The sequence below is a fragment of the Pelistega europaea genome (assembly GCF_013133775.1).
Taxonomy (GTDB): domain Bacteria; phylum Pseudomonadota; class Gammaproteobacteria; order Burkholderiales; family Burkholderiaceae_B; genus Taylorella; species Taylorella europaea.
Genome location: NZ_JABGBO010000003.1, coordinates 131673 through 149380 on the forward strand (window position 1 = coordinate 131673; position 17708 = coordinate 149380).

Genomic DNA, 17708 nt, shown 5'->3' on the forward strand with positions numbered 1-17708 from the left:
AGAGGGCAGCCCACATTGCTATGCTTAATTCAACCAGTCAGAAGGCACCACCTATTTTTCCCCTCCAAACCCCAGGTAGCTTTCAATGACAGCAGGATTATGCAGCAACTCCTTAGCATTACCCTCTAGAGTGACTTCACCCATCTCAAGCACATAACCATAATCTGCAACCTGCAAAGCAGAACGAGCATTCTGCTCTACCAATAGAATGGAAACTCCAGTCTCACGCAACCGCATGATAATGTGAAATATCTCTCTCACAATTAATGGTGCTAGTCCTAAACTGGGCTCATCAAGCATCAATACCTTGGGCTTGCCCATCATTGCACGCCCCACCGCAAGCATTTGACGCTCACCTCCTGATAAAGTACCTGCCAACTGCTTCTGACGTTCTTTTAGACGGGGAAACAAGGCATAAATCTCTTCTAGGGTATCTTTCCATGAACTATCCCGTTTTAGATAGCGTCGAAAACCTCCTAGCAACAGATTATCCTGTACTGTCATGCTAGCAAATAACTCTCTTCGCTCAGGAACAAGACTAATGCCATCCACCATACGTGTTTCTACTTTATCTAGCATAATAGAATGCCCTTGATAAACTACATCACCTTGTGCTGAACCACTAGTCACCAAAGATCCCATGATTGTATTTAGCAAAGTGGATTTACCAGCTCCATTGGCACCGATGACAGTCACCACCTGACCTTGGGCCAACTGGATATTAACATTATTCAATGCTGCTATCTTACCGTACTGAGCACTGAGATTTTTTGTCTCTAATAAAACACTCATATCTAGCTCCTAAACGGTTTTAACGACAGAATCTGCCTCAGCAGACACATTACCCTGCTGAGTCGCCACTAGCAAAGCATCATCCGACAAATCGTCTTGCATACCACCCAAATAAGCCTCAATAACAGCTGGATTTTGTTGAATTTCTGCAGGACTACCTTCTGCTAAAAAGGTACCAAAGTCCATCACCACAAGATGATTGGTCAGTTTCATCACAAAATCCATATCATGCTCTACTAACAAAATACTCATGCCTTCATCACGCAAGGCACTTAACACCGCAGCTAAATCCTGCTTTTCACGATAACGCAAACCAGCTGCCACCTCATCCAGTAGCAATAGAGTAGGATCTAAAGCCAAAGCTCGTGCAATTTCCACGATGCGTTGTTTACCTAAAGCCAAATTACCAGCTTTCTCGAAAAGATAATCCCCCAATCCTACGCGTTCACATTGGCGTTTGGCCTCTGCTAATAATTGTGCCTCACTCTTACGCTCTAAATGTAATAGACTACTTAAGACACCAGAATGGGCACGCAAATGCGCACCAAGTGCAACATTTTCTAATACGGTCATCTGAGGTAATAGCTGGACATGCTGGAAAGTACGACCAATTCCTAAAGATGCGATTTTGCGTGCAGATAAACCGGAAATCTTTTTCCCCATGAAGGTAATCTCACCCGATGTCAACGGCAATACACCTGTCACAAGGTTAAATGTTGTACTTTTGCCAGCTCCATTAGGACCTATTAGACCCATAATTTGCCCCGCTTTCACCTCAAAACTTAAGTCATTAACTGCCACAAGACCACCGAATTGCTTGCGTATTTTAGAGACTTTAAGTACAGTTTCCCCTGTTTGAGGACGAGACCGTTGAGATAAATTACTTGCATTAGCAAAAGACACTAAAGCATTTGATGTTGCTGGTTTGGTTTCACCCAATAGACGATCGAACCACCGCATTAGAATAGGCCACAAACCATCTCTCGCATAGTGCAAAATCAAAATCATCATAATACCAAAGACCACCATCTCCACATTGACTTTGGCATCAATAAATAAAGGAGTATAGACTTGAATTTGGTCACGCAAGACCACCACAAGAGCAGCCCCTAAGATTGCCCCCCAGATACTAACAGATCCACCAATCACCGCCATAAAGAGGTATTCAATACCATAATTTAGGCCAAATGTACTTGGACTAACTGCTCGTTGTTCGTGGGCATATAACCATCCTGCAATGCTCGCCAATAAAGCGGCATATACAAAGGCAATCATTTTATAATGATGCGTATTGACTCCAAATGATTCTGCCATAGCAGCACCACTCTTAAGAGAACGAATCGCACGTCCTGTTCTTGAATTAAGCAAGTTAAGACTCAAGAACATACTGAGTAACACAACACCCCAGATAAGAAAATAAATTGATCGTGCCTTGAGTAAAGATACGCCAAAAATCTCAATAGGCACAATCCCCGGAATACCATCATGTTTACCTAAAAATTCCATATTACCAAAGAGATAATAGAAAATAAGGCACAACGCTATAGTCCCTAGAGGTAAGAAGTGACCCGACAACCGTAGGGTAATTTGCCCAAGCAAGTAGGAAATAACAAAAGCAATAGCCAAACCTGCTAACAAACCAATCCAAGGAGAGTAACCCAAGGTAGTGCTTAAATAAGCAGTAGCATAAGCCCCCATCCCTACAAAAGCCGCTTGACCAAACGAAGTCATACCAGCCACACCTGTTAAAATTACAAGTCCCAACACAACTAAGGAAGCAATACCAATAGTATTCATCTGGTTCACCCAGAACTCTGGTGTTGCAGGGATAAGAGGAAGTGCAATCAATAAGACAAGAAGAATAACAATACAGAATTTACGCATGATTTACTCCTCATCCTCATGATGCGTGGTTGTCAAAGAACGCACCAACAGCACTGGAATAATCAAGGTAAATACAATGACTTCTTTATAATCAGAAGCCCAGAATGTACTAAAGGCCTCAATAATACCGACACCTATTGCCCCAATAGCAGCAATAGGATAGCTAACCAACCCTCCAATAATCGCTCCTACAAACCCTTTAAGTCCAATCATGAAACCTGTTTCATAGGTGATTTGGATAAAAGACACCAACATAATCCCTGCCAACACCCCTACAAAAGCAGTCAACCAGAAAGTTAAGTGTCCTGATAAAGAAGTACTAATCCCTACTAGACGTGCCCCGCGACGGTTCACTGCGGTAGCCCTCAATGCCTTGCCTACTAGTGTAAAACCAAACAGAGCCCACAATCCAATGATTGTCAATAGCGTCATAGCAATCACAAATAAACTCTGATAACGCCATGTCAAACCAAACAAATCAAGCTCACCATCAAAAAACGGTTCAGAAACCAACCATCCTTCAGCACCGAACAACACTAAACCAGTACCAACAAAAGCAAAATGTAGTGCAATAGACACAATCAATAAGGTCAATACACTCGCCTCTGCTACAGGTTCATAAACAAGGCGGTACACCATGGGCCCTAAAGGCACTACCATCACCAATGTCAATAAGGCTTTCACCCAAAGATTTGGATTTTGTGCCAAAATCAATGGTATCGCATACATCACCAATAAGGGGAGTAATACAAAATACAACAAACTCTGCCAAAGCGGCAAACCATGTTTACCTCGAAGACGGAAATAGAGCTCTTTGAGAAAGATAATTCCACCTACAATAGGGAGCAAATAGATAGTTTGAGGAGTTTGCCCGCTTGCCATCATGGCAAAAGAAAGAGCCCCGAAAGAAACAAACTCACCTTGTGCGATGAAAATAATCCGAGTGACTGCAAATACCAACACCAACGCAACTGCCATCAGGGCATAAATCACGCCAGTCACCACACCGTCTTGTATCAGTATTTTGGCGATGGACCAATCCATGAATAAATCTCTAGAAAAAGCACCATGTGGGAATAGTCATTACAGTAGCTATCCCCACACAACAATTAAAATGTGAAAGAAAAGGCTATTTTACTTCAACAAATCAGGTTGATACACCCATTTGCCATCTTGAACCTTAACCATTACACGTGCTCTATCATCAAGACCTGCATGGTCAGTAGGAGACATAGTGAAAACACCATGCACGCCTACTGCATCTTTAACATTTTCAAGTGCATCACGCATAGCAGAGCGGAATGCCTCTGTACCCGGTTTAGCTCCAGTCTTCAAAGCTGCAGGTAAAGCTGCATTGATTAATACACCTGCATCCCACATATGACCACCAAAAGCATTTACGGAATTTTCACCAAACTTTGCTTCATATAGCTTGGTATAGGTCATACCCTCTTCTTTGAGAGGATGTCCATCTTCAAGCTGACGTGCCACCACTACTGCACCTACAGGTAGAATAATACCCTCGCAGGCTTTGCTGCATACACGCAAGAAGTCATTATTTGCTGAACCATGAGTGTGATAAACCTGTCCTTTAAAGCCTCGTTGCTTTAACTCACGTTGAGGTAAAGCACCTGGAGTACCGGCAGTAGCAAGCAATACAGCATCAGGTTTAGCTGCAATAACCTTCATCACTTGACCAGTCACACTGGTATCTGTACGTGCAAAACTCTCAGATGCTACAATACTAATGCCAGAGCCTTCTAATGCTGCTTTCATCTCTTTGAGCCAACCTTGACCATAAGCATCAGCAAAACCAATCACTCCTAGCTTTTTGATACCGGCTTTTAGCATTGCAGTCTTAAGTGCCTGTGCCATCAAACTGTCATTTTGAGCTGTTTTAAATGCCCAATGTTTGGCCCCCTCTGCAGGAGTTACGACTACTGCATTACCATTAAGACTGATGAGAGGGGTCTTAGTTTCAGCGGCGACATCCACAAGCCCCAATGAAGCAGCGGTCACACTACTACCCACCATCACATCAATATTATTTTCAGAAATCAGTTTACGCATATTGCGAACAGCATTACCTGTATCTGTCGCATCATCTAACACAATATATTTAACTTCTACCCCATCTACCTTAGAGGGAATTACTTCTGCAGTATTTTTTTCAGGAATACCTAGCGAAGCTGCTGGCCCTGTTGCGGAGACAGAGACCCCAACAGTTACCGTCTGTTGAGCCCAAACAGCACTCATCAAAGCCATCATAGGTAAAATATTTAATGTACGCAAAGCAAATTTCTTCATTGTTCTCTCCAATATGAAAGTAGCAAAGGCTATACTATAGCCACTTTTTTATTTAAAACACAATGGATAAAAACACCTATTTTTTAGTGACATCGTGTTACCTTCTCTCTGTTCATATACCATTAGTGGTAAACTTGCCTCATCTCGTATCAAAATAGCAACACTTATGAAAAAACTCTTATTTGACTTTTTCCCTCTGATTTTATTCTTTGTCGCCCTAAAATTTGGAGATATTTATGTTGCCACCTCTGTTGCTGTTATAACCACCATAATTCAAGTTATTTGGCTCAAAATTACCCACCGCAAAATTGATGCCAGCACCTGGCTGAGCCTTATTGTTATTGTGGTTTTTGGGGGAGCTACACTATATTTGCACGACGAAACTTTTATTAAGTGGAAGCCCACCGTTTTGTACTGGTTATTTGCCTTAATTTTGCTTGGTGGCAGACTATTTAACAAAAACTTTATCCGACAATTAATGGGGCATCAACTCCAATTACCTGAAACGGCTTGGAACAAAATGAATACAAGTTGGGCACTTTTTTTCATAATTGTTGGTATCATTAACGTTTATGTAGCGTTCTCAGGACATTTCACAACTGAACAATGGGGAACGTTCAAAGTTTTTGGTATGACACTGCTTTTAGTGGTTTTTGCTGTAGGCCAATCTTTATGGTTAAGCAAACATATACAAGCTAACAATCAACAATGACATTATTCTTATAGAGGATTATCTAATATGAAACGTTTATTTCTAGTTACTGCTCTTAGTGTTGCTTTACCTGCGATGGCTCAAAATGTAGCTTCTGTGAATGGTAAAAACATTACTAAATCTGAAGTAGATGCTTTTGCCAAAGTCCTACGTATTGAAAAGCCAACTGCAGACCAACAACGTGCTATTGTTAATGAACTTGTAAATCGTAGCGTTCTTTTACAAGAAGCATCTAAGCAAGGTATTGACAAAAAGGCTGATGTTAAATCTGCCATTGAAGATGCTCGTAAAACCATTCTAATCAACAGCCTTCTTCAAGACTGGGCAGACAAAAACAAAGTTCCTGATTCTGATTTGAAAAAAGCCTATGACGACATCGTTAAGAACCTTGCAGACAAACGCGAATACAAAGTTCGTCATATTCTTGTAAAAGATGAATCTAAAGCAAAAGAAATCCTTGCTGATTTAAAAGCAAAGAAAGTTTCTTTCGCAGATGCAGCTAAACAAAACTCTATTGACTCAGGTGCGGCTACCAATGGTGGTGAGCTTAACTGGCACAACCCTGAGGACTTTATCCCTGAATTTGCAAATGCCGTAAAAACAGCCAAAAAAGGGGAAGTTACTGATCCAGTAAAAACACAATTCGGTTATCACCTTATTGAAGTGGAAGACGAGCGTCCAGTAACCCCACCTACTTTTGAACAAGTAAAAGGGGCTATTGCTCGTGAACTCACTCAACAAAAAATGGCTCAATACGTTGAATCTTTACGTAAAAAAGCAAAAGTTCAAATTTCTGACAAATAATTGTTAGTTTTTTCTACCTAACTATTCTTCCATCCGTAATCCCTCCCGAATCCAGGGGAGGGATTATCTTTATTATCTTTGCAAATAAGATACCCGTACTAACTGAGACTCCAAACCACCTTTCATTTTAGGTGCGTTCTGCATTGTCTTGGGCATAGCATTAATTAATCAAATCATTCCACTGACTTCTTTCTTTTGCTAGGAGAGGAAGGACTGGGTTTTATAGTGTCTTACTTAACGAGACTTACTTTTACTAGAAGAAGAAGGACAGGATTTTTATAGTGTTTTACTTAACGAGACTTACCTGTTCGCTCGTTTACGGAAAGTGTGTAACTTAAAACATTTTCTGACAATAATTCGGCGATTTTACCATAATTTTTAGAAGTTTATCTCTGAGAATAGCCAAATGTATTATGCAAGACCCATGCGTACTTTGAGGTCTTCTGTCATAAATGGTTCCATCCGAACTTTTAAGCGTTCAAACGGGGTTTGGTAGCCCAAGCTAGCATGAGGTCTAAAGAAGTTATAAAAGTTTTCCCACTCGCTAAGTAGTGCGTCCAAATCCTTATCATTGGTATAGCTAATTAATTGATAAAACTCCTCTTTATCAGTACGGTGTGAACGCTCCACTTTTCCGTTTAGATGAGGGCTCATAGCACGGATATAGCGATGGTTAATGCCTATATCATGGAGATGCCAATGGAATTTAGTGTTGAACTCATGCCCATTATCTGTCTGTACAGTATGGATTCTAAAAGGAAACTTCGCCACAACATAGTTAATAAAATCAATAGCATTTGCTTGATTATGGCGGTCGTAGATTTTAAGCGCTCGGATACGCGTTGCATCATCGATAGCCGTATACTGGTAGCGACGTACTAGACGCCCCTTTGGGTCTCTCAAGGTAACGAATTTAACATCCACCTGCACATGATGACCAGGAACCTTTTTTTCATAGCGAAGAACAGGCCTTTTAGAGCGTTTACGCATATTTTTAGGTAAACGGTTTAAACCATGTCTTAGCAATACTTGATAGACCCCACTAGGAGATATTTTTAGATCATAGTACGTCTTTAAGTACCAGCTAATCTTCTTGTCTCCCAGGCAGAACTTCTGTCGCACCTCAATAACTTTGTCCACAATATGTTGCGGTGCCCTGAGCTTAGGATTCTCTGGACATGGTTTACTGTTAATTAACCCCTTCTCTCCCTTCTTTTTATAGTTCTGCATCCAACGATAAAAAGTGTCCCTTGATATACCAAAGTACCTGCATGTAAAAGATACATTGCCACATTGCTTAGCGTGTTCAAAAACTTTTAATTTATGTGCTATCTCTCGTTCTGCTTTAGTACTCATAGACGTTCTCCTTCATTCTTAAACAAGTATAACCAGTCATTGAAATCTTTTTAAGGTTTATTGTCGGTAGAGGTCTTAATTTCTATACCTTGTTTCTATTTTGTAGAAATTTTTTTAAGTTACGCATTCCGTTTCTTTTTTATAGTTGTGCTCAAAATGGGATGGGTAAATTTTCTTTTTTGAGAGAGTTCATCATGATGAAAAAAACGACTTTAGCATTGGCTTTCGCAGCCATTTTTACACCTCCAACCTTTGCTCAAGACGCACAACCTAATATTGTCAATATCACGATTAACAATGTTGGAGATGATTCGGGACTAGAAATGGGGACTGGCTCACGGGCAAGAGGCCAAGGCTCTATTGCAACCGGGAAAAATTCTGTTGCATTAGGTAAAAATGCTGTAGCTACAGGTGGTAATGAAGACAAAGATTCCATCACCCAGAAACTCGCAGAAAACAAGCAAAAGCTAGAGGAGATTGCCACAGCCGAAGCCAATACTAACCGTTTGCTTGATGAATTACAAAACATCCGTAAAATTGAAGCAGATGTCATCGAGGCTGGTGAACGAGTAAAACAAGTGCTCTTAGCGAAGCAATCAGCGTACAACGTATGGCAAGATAAGCTCAAAACGTACAACGATACTGTCGCAGGGTCAGCACAATTTTTTAAAGACACTCAAGCAAAGATTGATGACCTAAACAGTCGCTTAACGGGTGTAAGCCGTATTGGTAATGTTGATATCCGCTCCGACGAGGGGCTAACTAATGCTGCCACACAACTTAAATCCATCGCGGAACAAGGCACAACATTGAATTTAAGCGTTGATTTTTATAAAGACTATGTGAGTTCATATTATAAAGCTCTGGGGGATTTAAGAGAAGCTAAAGAGAAACAGCAACTGTATAACCCTACCGGCAATTTCGGCTTCGGAGTGAGCGGTATTCAGCAAAAATTATTCAGTTCGACGTCAAGCATAGAATACGACAGATTTTGGGAGGATTTTGTGGGAACTGCTGAACACCCGTATTTGAATTTGAAAAATATTTCACTCGACTGGGTAGGTGTGCAAGGGACGGCAATTAGTAATCAAGGAATAATTTCTATAAATAGTTCTCCTTCTTCGATTCGGAAGATAACAGAACAAGACTCAGTTTTATTTTTACCACGCATTGATGTTCAACGTGATGCAATATCTGAATCCACATACCAAAAAGTACAGGCTTACTGGCAACAAATCTGGGACGCTGTTCCTAATGCTATTGGAACTGTTAAAAATTCTTTGATGACAGAAACAGATATAAAAAATCTTGAAAATGAAGCATATCAGAATTTACTTAGATACAAAAGAGACCTTGATACGGTGTATTATCAAGGAAAGTATGAAGAAACTAGAGAGACTACCTGGTTAGATAGAAAAGCTAGTGTCGGTAATGAAATGAATGAAGTACTTAAGAATTATCCTGTTACATACGGTCATCTAGCAATGTTTAGCGACTTCTCCAAACTCTTGAAAGAAAAATATAACGCTTGGGAAAAAGAAAACATCACCGATGTTGAAGAAAAAAATCGCATCACCACAGCAACACTCACAAGCGAATTAGAAAAAGCACTAGGCATTAACAAAAATGCGATTGCTGAAAAAGAAGCAGAGATTGCTCGCTTAAAGACGGCAGCAGACCAAGCGAAATCTACATACGACAATACCAATCCCAGTGCAGCGGACTTAGCACTATCCCAGCGCTATGAAGAAATCATGCGACAACTCACCGCAAAAGCCAATGAACTCAAGTCTGAACAAGATAGATTACAAGCATTGCGTGACGCTTTAACATTGCATGACTTAACTAACGTCGGTGAAAATGCCTACGCCATCGGCACTAATGCCTTAGCGACTGGCACTAACTCACTGGCGATTGGTACAGATACCATCGTGACAGGTGAAAACTCCATCGCTATGGGTAAAGGGTCTGTCGTAACGGGTACTAACTCGATTGCGATTGGGACAGGGCATAATGTATTAGGCCATAATTCTGGGGCGTTCGGGGACCCAGATTATATCTATGGAAATGGTTCTTATGCGTTTGGTAATAACAATACTATAGGCGAAGCAACGAACCCACATAACTCAGGCAACAATACTTTTGTGCTTGGGTCTAATGTTGTCACCAAAGCGAACAATGCCGTTATCCTCGGTGCTGATAGCGCGGATGGTGGCGACAATACAGTATCAGTTGGCTCAGAAACAAAACAACGTAAGATTGTCTATGTGGCTGATGGTGGCATCAGTTCAAACAGTAAAGACGCCATCAATGGCAGTCAACTACATGACTTATTAGAGAATGCTACCAACATTAACGTGACAAACTGGAAAGCCAAACTAGGCGTCAGTTCGACAGGTACCACAGGAGGCAGTACTACAGGAGACAGTACCACAGCGTTAAATGACAAAGCTAACACCACCCTGAATAACATTACCACTGAGGGAGAAACAGTGATTAAGAACCTTGCCAAAGGAGCTGTAAAAGTCGTCAATGGGACAAATACCACCGTCACCGAAGGTAGTGATGGTGATGCAAAAACCTACGCGGTGAATGTCTCTAATGAGGCAATTAAAGGAGCGGTCCAACAAGACCTAGACAGTAAAGCCAACAAGGATGCAAGTAACCTTGTGTCATCGGACGTGCAAAAATGGCAAGAGAAGTTGGGCAACGGAATCAATGCTCAAGGCGACAAAGGCTTAATTACGGGTGATACATTGTACACAGCTATTCACAGCATTCAAGCAAATGTGACTGTAGATAATCTTGCTAGCGATGTAGCTCAGCACTTAGGTGGTGGCGCTACTGCGGTAGATGGTCGTGTCACTGCCCCAACCTACTCTATTACTGATGTACAGACAGGACAAACAGCAGTTTATAACAGTGTAGGTGGTGCATTGCAAGCACTTGACAACAATACGAGGGCTATTACTGCTCAAATCGACAAAATGGGCGGAGATATTCAATCATTGCGCAGTGATGTTCAAACATTACGCAAAGACGCCTTTGCTGGTACAGCATCCGCAATGGCTATTGCTGGATTAGGTCAATCAACACAACCGGGTAAAACTTCTGTAAGTATGTCAGGTTCTACTTATCGTGGACAAAATGCATATGCATTTGGGGTATCACGAATGAGTGCCAACGGCAAATTCTTATTAAAAGGAGCAGTGAGTGGCAATAATCGTGGACATTACGGTGGTGTAGTAAGTGCGACTTATACTTTTGACTAACCCACTTAAATAGACAGGGACTAACTCGTTAGTCCTTCTTCTCAAACCGCCTAGAGCTAATCTAGGCGTTTTTTATTTGTGGAGCCATTTACCGACAAGACAGCTAGCAGGCCCAGAAACTAAAGTATAGACCGATAGCCCCCCTAACCTTCAAGAGGTATTTTTGTGAGGAAAATGTATGCACATGCATTAATGCATGCGAGCAATGTCACCTTTTTGACACCAAACACATGGAAAAAGGGTTAGGTAATTTATTAAAATTACCTAACCCTTTGACAAAAACATAAAATCTGGTGGGCTGGGCGAGACTCGAACTCGCGACCAACGGATTAAAAGTCCGCTGCTCTACCGACTGAGCTACCAGCCCGTGAAAGAATATAATTATGAAGTATTTCAGTACTACTGTCAACACTTCCGTATCATTCAAACAACATAGTGTTGTAAAAATAACACCAACTCTTAATGGTAGGCTGAGTGGGGCTCGAACCCACGACCAACGGATTAAGAGTCCGCTGCTCTACCAACTGAGCTATCAACCCAAAAAGTCTTGCGAATTACCGCAAAAGCATAACTATACGCCTATTTACTTCGTTTTTCAAGCCTTTCTACTTGTCCATAAGGAAGAAAGCGAAGCAAACCATGGTTTACGAGCCAACAACAGCCTATAGGCCAGTGGAATAGAACCACTATCAGGAGCATTTATTCGATAAATATACTCTAAATCTCCTCCATTCCTATTAAATCCCACCTCATTGCTGGTGTACAAAACATTAAATCCTATTTCTTTGGCTAAAGCTATATAGTCTTCATCAAAGTAGCCATGAGGCCAGCACAAATGTTCACTAGCTTCACCAAGCTCTCTTTGCAAAATTTCTCTACTTTGCTCAAGCTCTTTTTTCATAGCTAGGTTTTTACCTTCCTCATTAACTTGCTGATCCCAACGGGTTTGGGTATGAGCAAAACTATGAAAATCCACAAGCCCACTATTGCGCATCAAGCGAATTTCATTCCAATTCATCATGACAGTTTCAGGATGCCCTTGGTTAATTCGCACCTTACATTCATCATGAGGGGGACAAAAAGGTAAAATTTCACTGCCATCTAGGTTAGCTCGGACTTCTCCATCTCGAATAGCAGACGTACTTAAAAAAATACTGGCATGCACACCCAACTTTACTAATGTAGGAAATGCAAAGACATAATTATCTAAATAACCGCCGTCAAAAGTCACTAAAATAGATTTATAAGGCAACGGCTCTCCACGCATAAACTGCGCAAACTGCTTTGCGCTCAAAGTGGTAAAACCTCTACTTACCAAATAAAGCATTTGTTCGTAAAAAAGCTTAGGATGACAGTTAAAATCTCCCCCATTAGGAGTCACATGTCTATACCGAAGCACAGGAACAATGGGTTCAGAATACTTAGTCAAAACCTGCATAATCTTAGCTAGCGTTCTTTAGAAATACGGACTTCTGCACCACGACGTTTGACCTCTAACCCCTCAGAAGAGAGGATTTTAAGCCCTTCAAACCCTCTGATATAACTAGAACCTTGCATTTGCATTACACGGATTTTGTTACGCATCACCACAGGGTTATGTAAAGGCATACCAAACAGCCACACTTCCTCTAGAATACGAGCAGAATTAAAATCAGTAAGACCATTGAGTACAGGGCCTAGGCACAACATATGCCCCTCTCTGCCAAATACGGGGATGGTATCTATCTCACATTGATAATCCAATACCTGACCACCCTCATAGCGAATACCTGTATTCAAATCCCACCAAGCATCGCCAGCAGGCAGATAAATGGATTTCCTGTCTGTATCATCTAAAATAGGTGCTACCAATAATGCAGGTCCTAACAAGTACTGCTGATGATATTGATGTGCCCACTCATCCTGAGGAAAGGCTAATGCCATAATGCGTTGCACTGGCAACCCTGTCCTTGTAGCATCTTCAATAGCACCCAATACATAAGGGATTAAACGGTATCGCAAATCCCAGAAAACTTTAGCAATCTCTTGAGTCTTTCCATCAAAGGCCATAGGAAGACTGTTTTTATCTGCCATGAAGCTAAAACCAGGGCAGAAAACAGACAGAGCTAACAAACGCAGGTAAAGCCTCTTATCTCGACTAGCAAACCGTATCACATGCGATTGTGCAATAACACCACTCGCCTGGACACTTAAATGGTTTTGCAATAATTGTCCAAGATGTTCAAAGCCACTCACACTCTGTTGAATGTACATCCCCATACTACGAGGACTATTTAAACTCAAACTAGATCGACGTACATAGGCCTCACTTGGCGTTTTATCAAAAGCCTGTGCATCGAATAAAGACTGCTCTAGCCAAAGTGGGTACTGTTGACGCAAAAATGCTCCTGTATCACCATACCGTGCATTCACCCCATCAGGAATGGTGATAGGATAAGCAATACTCAACCCGGTATCCGTATTATCCAACAACTGCTGAAGACGGCTTTGCCAAAACTGGTAGGCATCTTTGTGAGTTAAATCTAAAAGCCCCACTTTCCCTGCGGGCGTGTCCAATATATAAGCCTTGTTATCATCATCCAGCAATAACCAAGCCCTATCTTCCAAGTCACGAAATAGCAAGGTATCTACAGGAATGCCCGGGAGAGCAGGCAGACAGAGGTGACGAGCCCCTTTCAAACGCTCTTTGGTAAAATGTCGCACATCCCCCACTCGAGTTTCATCCCAATCCAGTCCCAATTTATCATTGGCAAAGGCAAATAAACTTGGGGGAGACAAATTAAACGTATCAGTGGCAAAGCCAGACTCACCTAACTCATCGACTATTTTTCCCATCTCGTCTAGTGATTGTCCTTCGCACTGGTCAAGCCATATTCCCATTGAGTTTAAAGGAGGCTGACCAGGCCTTCCTGTAGTAGCACTAAACTGATTAAAGATGTCGACTGGATTACCTATGTAAAAGAAAATGTCCAATACACCATCAACGACCTCAACGTGATAATTGGGCTCTTTGTGAGACAGAGCAATCTCATGAATCATACGATGTAAACTGTGAACAAACATCCCCCATCCCTTGGCACTCCAAGCTAGAGGAAAGAAATTCTCAACATGCTCATCAGAAACAATACGCTGACCTCTACGGTCAAAGCAATCGCTGCGCCCTAGTCCATAAACAGATTCATCTGCTTTTATTGCTAAAGTCAGGCTAAATGATGATGAATTTTGTGAAGCAGTTTGGGCAAATTCACCCACACTTAATACCAACTGCCCATCTTGATAGAACCGCAAAGAAAAGGGGCTCCCCCCTACTTCCACCGCAGTATTAGACTGTGTTAGCCGCCACCCTTGCTCAAATGAATCAACGTCAAACTCACTCAATATTTCAGTGCGTGCCAATAGCAACGATTGCCGTGCTTTGGCACGAGGGTTAAGTTTAGTATCGTCTAGTTTTGTTGCTTCACCTATACGCACTCGAAACACTCCGAGTGCCGAAGCCTCAATGCGCAACAACAAACCCGCATCTGTCGTAAACTCACACCATCCTGGTTGTTGCTCGCTTAATTGGAGTAGGTTAAATTCAGTCACAGTCTTACTTTAAGTAAAATGCTCACGTGAGCCAAAGTATTATTTTGACTGATTTTGAACAAAACTTAAAGTACATTAAACAATTTTAATGAAATAAATGCTTCTTTTTCACCTTGTATCCTGAAAACCCAACTCAAATAAAATTTATTTAACACATAAAATACATTAACTGCTGATAATAGGTTTATAAAAATCGCAAAAATGCATTTAAGCCTTAAGTGATATGGCTGACAATAAGTCTTTTTCTAAAGGTATGGGCTCTCCCTCTAAACTAGCTCCTACAATATCACCAGCCAAACTACTCCATGTCATCCCGTGTGATGCATAGGCTCCAACCACCCATAGTCCAGGCAAATGAGATAACTCTGCAATAACTGGTAATCTCCCCTGCACTACTGCACGCACACATGCTCGCCCTTTGAGTTGACCACTTTCCTGTAATTCTTCCAAGGTTACTGGTAAAGACATTGGCATTTTTCGCCAAATGGTTTGTTGTCCCACTTTGCTGATTTCAGGATGCAATTCCCCATGAAGATAAGTACTTCCCATCACACAAAATCCCTCTTGCCTAGGTAAATAATACCCCTGACCACCAATAACACAACGTGGACCACCATTAACCTTGTGTTGAGGAATCATCATTACCTCCCCTGCCAACGGATGTAAACTCTCTAGTCGACCCAATGCTGACACTTGTTGCCCTGATTTTAATGTTTTCTTATCCAGTCCACTGGCTTGCAATAGGGACAAACTGTTCATTGCTGTAGCCACAATAACGACGGGAGCTTTCAACTCTGCTGTTGCAGAAGTATTATCTTGGGCGTAAATATCGTAATCTTCCCCCATCTGTAATACGCTCCCATGCACAGTAAATCCTTTTTCCACAGAGCATATATGGTGTACTCGCATAGCAATACACTCAATATATTCATGTTGTAATAGTGTATATGCCAATCTCACAGGAGGAATTTGCATTGCCAATGGGAAAAAGGCTCCTTGCTGCTGAACAGCAATGCCCGCCAACTGAGAAGCCTCGCCAGCTCCAACCAATCCAACCCATTCTTGAGGAAACTGTAGCTGTCGCACCACCTCAATTAAATCCTTGGCATGTCCTTTGTCTCTATCTAACTCTAGAGTGCCACACTGATGAATACCTGCATGTTGAACAATATCACGACACCACCTTGCCCTAGCTCGCAATACTCCAGCTCGACTCAACCTAGCTTTATAGTCATCATCCACTGTCAGTAAAGGAGTCACCGCTCCCGATGCATAGCGATAAGCCTCACTATCGGGAATATTGGTGGTAAAAATAGGATCTAATACCTTAACTCGCCACCCTCTTTGTGCCAATGCAAAAGCCACACCAGCCCCAGCCACACCAGCTCCAATAACAATAGCATCTCGCCCTTGATGGGCAGCAGCAGTCACTTGCGGACGTCTACTCTGAGCCAGCCACACACCTCTTTCTACCCCTTTCTGGCAAGGCTGGATAATCTGAAACTGTGATGATTGCAGTTGTTTAACAATATTATCAGCTTTATCCAACATCCCCATGATACACAGGTTAGGAACCCCCATACGCAATGCTTCTGGATATATTTCTCCATCAACAATAAACCAATGTACACTCGCACAAAATTGTTTCCACCCTTGCTTATCATGGGTAAACAATACATTGATGCTAAAACGATAATCCTGAATATCCATCCGATGTAGACCAGGTAACGCCAAAGGCCATTGCGACTCAAGCAGATTAAAAATTTTCCCTGAATAGCGTGTCAATCGTTGTGCACTTGTCTCATAGGCATTTTCTACCACCATGATATGCCATGGTCGTGTTTGCCGTTGCCATAGTGCATATAAATGGGGCAAATGTGCCAAATAGTCTTTTGCCAGGATTGCAATATTAAGGGGGGCATCCGAGGTAGCTACACTATGGTTAGCATGAGTTAATAGCATATCTGCACATGAAGAATAATCAACATCTAGTGCAGTTAAAGTAGTAGATGAATTCATAGTCAAGCGTTAAACAGGTATAATGTTTCAATCTATTTTAATATACCTAGGACGCCTTTATGACAAGCTCCATTGATTTTTCACAAGCATTACAAACCGCTATTGAGGCAGCTCACAGTGGTGCCGCCACCTTAATGGCCTATTTTCATCGCCGAGATGATCTTGTGGTCGAATATAAATCACGTAATGATTTTGTCTCTCAAGCAGACAAAGATGCTGAGCAAGCCATTATTGACAAGCTGGCAACCTTAACCCCTCAATTCGCTATTGTGGCTGAAGAAGGGCACTCTGTCACCAAACCTGATGCTATAGCGACATGGTATATCGACCCATTGGATGGCACAACCAACTTTTTGCATGGCATTCCTCATTTTGCCGTATCTATTGGTCTTATAGCCCACCAAGGTACTGTCCTAATGCCAGGTATGAGCCCTCTCAGTGAGGACACTCCTATCGTTTCTGTGGTCTACGACCCTTGCCGAGAGGAGTTATTTACCGCCCTTTACCAAGGAGGGTGCCAACTTAATGGGCACCGCATCCGTTGCTCCAACACACAATCACTTGATGACGCTTTATTAGCCACAGGTTTCCCTTTCCGCGATTTTTCTTTTGAAGAAGAATTCCAGCCTACGGTGCAAGCTGCTATACATCGCACACGTGGTGTTCGTCGTTATGGTGCAGCAGCACTAGATTTAGCCTGGGTTGCCTGCGGTCGTGTAGATGGTTATTGGGAATTCCGCCTTGCTCCTTGGGATGTTGCGGCAGGGGTGTTGCTAGTACGCGAAGCCGGTGGTATCGCCAAAGATTTATATCAGCAACTATCATGGCCCAAGACTGGCAATGTAGTGGCAAGTAATCGTCAAATTTTTGAAGATTTCTATGCTATGCTAGCCCCCTCCCTAAAAAAGCCTGATTAACCCTTTTTTGTGAGTAAGCCATTTGCAAGAAAGATACTAGGGTATCTAGCACCTTAAAAA

General features: G+C 41.9%; 12 protein-coding genes and 2 tRNA genes. 4 read left to right on the forward strand and 10 right to left on the reverse strand.

Annotation, left to right across the window (positions count from 1 at the left end; translation table 11 throughout):
• Positions 1-51: 51 nt before the first annotated feature.
• The 4 genes from HKX40_RS03530 to HKX40_RS03545 all read right to left on the reverse strand — a co-directional run bounded on the left by HKX40_RS03530 (position 52) and on the right by HKX40_RS03545 (position 4983).
• A complete protein-coding gene (locus HKX40_RS03530; RefSeq protein WP_171588187.1) occupies positions 52-792 on the reverse strand; it encodes an ABC transporter ATP-binding protein in 741 nt (246 codons plus the stop codon).
• 9 nt (positions 793-801) lie between these two features.
• Positions 802-2676, reverse strand: a complete 1875-nt coding sequence (locus HKX40_RS03535) for a branched-chain amino acid ABC transporter ATP-binding protein/permease (protein ID WP_171588188.1) — start codon at positions 2674-2676, stop codon at positions 802-804.
• Positions 2677-2679: 3 nt separating this feature from the next.
• Positions 2680-3720 carry a branched-chain amino acid ABC transporter permease gene (locus tag HKX40_RS03540; protein ID WP_171588189.1) on the reverse strand — a complete coding sequence of 347 codons (1041 nt, stop codon included), beginning with the start codon at positions 3718-3720 and terminating at the stop codon, positions 2680-2682.
• Positions 3721-3810: 90 nt separating this feature from the next.
• Positions 3811-4983 (reverse strand): ABC transporter substrate-binding protein, encoded by a 1173-nt coding sequence (locus tag HKX40_RS03545; protein ID WP_171588190.1) that lies wholly within the window; start codon positions 4981-4983, stop codon positions 3811-3813.
• Between the two features lie 166 nt (positions 4984-5149).
• Here HKX40_RS03545 and HKX40_RS03550 point away from each other — a divergent pair, with 166 nt between their 5' ends.
• Both HKX40_RS03550 and HKX40_RS03555 read left to right on the forward strand, forming a co-directional pair.
• Complete coding sequence (locus HKX40_RS03550) at positions 5150-5695, forward strand: septation protein A (RefSeq protein WP_171588191.1); 546 nt, start codon at positions 5150-5152, stop codon at positions 5693-5695.
• Positions 5696-5722: 27 nt separating this feature from the next.
• Positions 5723-6499 carry a peptidylprolyl isomerase gene (locus HKX40_RS03555; RefSeq protein WP_171588192.1) on the forward strand — a complete coding sequence of 259 codons (777 nt, stop codon included), beginning with the start codon at positions 5723-5725 and terminating at the stop codon, positions 6497-6499.
• A 411-nt stretch (positions 6500-6910) separates the two neighbouring features.
• On the opposite strand, the gene HKX40_RS03560 is transcribed toward HKX40_RS03555, so the two are convergent.
• Positions 6911-7855, reverse strand: coding sequence for an IS481 family transposase (locus tag HKX40_RS03560; RefSeq protein ID WP_171588193.1), 945 nt, complete (start codon positions 7853-7855; stop codon positions 6911-6913).
• A 194-nt stretch (positions 7856-8049) separates the two neighbouring features.
• Between HKX40_RS03560 and HKX40_RS03565 the strand changes: the two genes are divergently transcribed.
• Positions 8050-11127: a YadA-like family protein gene (locus tag HKX40_RS03565; protein WP_171588194.1), complete on the forward strand. Its 3078-nt coding sequence runs from the start codon at positions 8050-8052 to the stop codon at positions 11125-11127.
• A 291-nt stretch (positions 11128-11418) separates the two neighbouring features.
• Here the strand turns inward: HKX40_RS03565 and HKX40_RS03570 are convergent.
• The 5 genes from HKX40_RS03570 to HKX40_RS03590 all read right to left on the reverse strand — a co-directional run bounded on the left by HKX40_RS03570 (position 11419) and on the right by HKX40_RS03590 (position 16731).
• Positions 11419-11494, reverse strand: a tRNA-Lys gene (locus tag HKX40_RS03570).
• 96 nt (positions 11495-11590) lie between these two features.
• Positions 11591-11666: transfer RNA gene (locus tag HKX40_RS03575), tRNA-Lys, on the reverse strand.
• Positions 11667-11722: 56 nt separating this feature from the next.
• Positions 11723-12421, reverse strand: coding sequence for a polysaccharide deacetylase family protein (locus tag HKX40_RS03580; RefSeq protein ID WP_171588195.1), 699 nt, complete (start codon positions 12419-12421; stop codon positions 11723-11725).
• Between the two features lie 152 nt (positions 12422-12573).
• Positions 12574-14712: a TIM-barrel domain-containing protein gene (locus HKX40_RS03585; RefSeq protein ID WP_171588196.1), complete on the reverse strand. Its 2139-nt coding sequence runs from the start codon at positions 14710-14712 to the stop codon at positions 12574-12576.
• Positions 14713-14919: 207 nt separating this feature from the next.
• On the reverse strand, positions 14920-16731 hold the full coding sequence (locus HKX40_RS03590; RefSeq protein ID WP_171588197.1) for an FAD-dependent oxidoreductase: 1812 nt from the start codon (positions 16729-16731) through the stop codon (positions 14920-14922).
• A gap of 59 nt (positions 16732-16790) precedes the next feature.
• Here HKX40_RS03590 and HKX40_RS03595 point away from each other — a divergent pair, with 59 nt between their 5' ends.
• Positions 16791-17648 (forward strand): inositol monophosphatase family protein, encoded by an 858-nt coding sequence (locus HKX40_RS03595; RefSeq protein WP_171588198.1) that lies wholly within the window; start codon positions 16791-16793, stop codon positions 17646-17648.
• The last annotated feature ends 60 nt before the right edge of the window (positions 17649-17708 follow it).

Bases quoted from the DNA above. Each gene is read 5' to 3' on its own strand.
- HKX40_RS03590 (WP_171588197.1), bottom strand. From the start codon at position 16,731: ATGAATTCATCTACTACTTTAACTGCACTAGATGTTGATTATTCTTCA.
- HKX40_RS03530 (WP_171588187.1), bottom strand. From the start codon at position 792: ATGAGTGTTTTATTAGAGACAAAAAATCTCAGTGCTCAGTACGGTAAG.
- HKX40_RS03550 (WP_171588191.1), top strand. From the start codon at position 5,150: ATGAAAAAACTCTTATTTGACTTTTTCCCTCTGATTTTATTCTTTGTC.
- HKX40_RS03595 (WP_171588198.1), top strand. From the start codon at position 16,791: ATGACAAGCTCCATTGATTTTTCACAAGCATTACAAACCGCTATTGAG.
- HKX40_RS03545 (WP_171588190.1), bottom strand. From the start codon at position 4,983: ATGAAGAAATTTGCTTTGCGTACATTAAATATTTTACCTATGATGGCT.
- HKX40_RS03555 (WP_171588192.1), top strand. From the start codon at position 5,723: ATGAAACGTTTATTTCTAGTTACTGCTCTTAGTGTTGCTTTACCTGCG.
- HKX40_RS03560 (WP_171588193.1), bottom strand. From the start codon at position 7,855: ATGAGTACTAAAGCAGAACGAGAGATAGCACATAAATTAAAAGTTTTT.
- HKX40_RS03565 (WP_171588194.1), top strand. From the start codon at position 8,050: ATGATGAAAAAAACGACTTTAGCATTGGCTTTCGCAGCCATTTTTACA.
- HKX40_RS03540 (WP_171588189.1), bottom strand. From the start codon at position 3,720: ATGGATTGGTCCATCGCCAAAATACTGATACAAGACGGTGTGGTGACT.
- HKX40_RS03535 (WP_171588188.1), bottom strand. From the start codon at position 2,676: ATGCGTAAATTCTGTATTGTTATTCTTCTTGTCTTATTGATTGCACTT.